The following is a 677-nucleotide window of genomic DNA, read 5'->3' on the forward strand; positions in this document are numbered from 1 at the left end:
TTTTAAGGCAAACTCAAGTTTACACACTTCTTCTGCATTATCTAGTTTTGAGGGAATGAAAAAAAATAAATTTTCCTCTTGAAAAATATGAAAAAGACATTATAATAAAATAGTGTCGCATAAATGGTCTGGCAATTAAGGCGAGAAGGTCACACCCGTTCCCATACCGAACACGGAAGTTAAGCTTCTCAGCGCCGATGGTAGTTGGGACACGCGTCCCTGTGAGAGTAGGACGTTGCCAGGCTGTAATATTATTGTTCCGCAGTAGCTCAGTGGTAGAGCTATCGGCTGTTAACCGATCGGTCGTAGGTTCGAGTCCTACCTGCGGAGCCATTTATGGAGAGCTGTCCGAGTGGCCGAAGGAGCACGATTGGAAATCGTGTAGGCGGGTAACCCTGTCTCAAGGGTTCAAATCCCTTGCTCTCCGCCATAATTTTTTAAACAGTATGGCCCCTTGGTCAAGCGGTTAAGACACCTCCCTTTCACGGAGGTAACACGGGTTCGAGTCCCGTAGGGGTCACCAAAGTCTTTTATGTAAGTAGAAGTAACTTTCATTATGGAGGATTAGCTCAGCTGGGAGAGCATCTGCCTTACAAGCAGAGGGTCGGCGGTTCGATCCCGTCATCCTCCACCATATTTTAATCTAGTATTTTTATTGTCGCGGGGTGGAGCAGTCC

General features: G+C 46.5%; 4 tRNA genes and 1 rRNA gene. All 5 read left to right on the top strand.

The features are described 5' to 3' along the window. Nucleotides 1-127 precede the first annotated feature (127 nt). The 5 genes from rrf to ACJ004_RS30100 all read left to right on the top strand — a co-directional run bounded on the left by rrf (nucleotide 128) and on the right by ACJ004_RS30100 (nucleotide 634). Nucleotides 128-244, top strand: a 5S ribosomal RNA gene (rrf, locus tag ACJ004_RS30080). Nucleotides 245-258: 14 nt separating this feature from the next. Then, nucleotides 259-333, top strand: a tRNA-Asn gene (locus ACJ004_RS30085). A gap of 5 nt (nucleotides 334-338) precedes the next feature. Next, nucleotides 339-430, top strand: a tRNA-Ser gene (locus ACJ004_RS30090). An 18-nt stretch (nucleotides 431-448) separates the two neighbouring features. Next, a tRNA-Glu gene (locus ACJ004_RS30095) sits at nucleotides 449-523 on the top strand. Between the two features lie 35 nt (nucleotides 524-558). Beyond that, a tRNA-Val gene (locus ACJ004_RS30100) sits at nucleotides 559-634 on the top strand. Nucleotides 635-677: the final 43 nt, after the last annotated feature.

The organism is Neobacillus sp. 204, assembly GCF_046562815.1.
Lineage (GTDB): Bacteria > Bacillota > Bacilli > Bacillales > Cytobacillaceae > Neobacillus.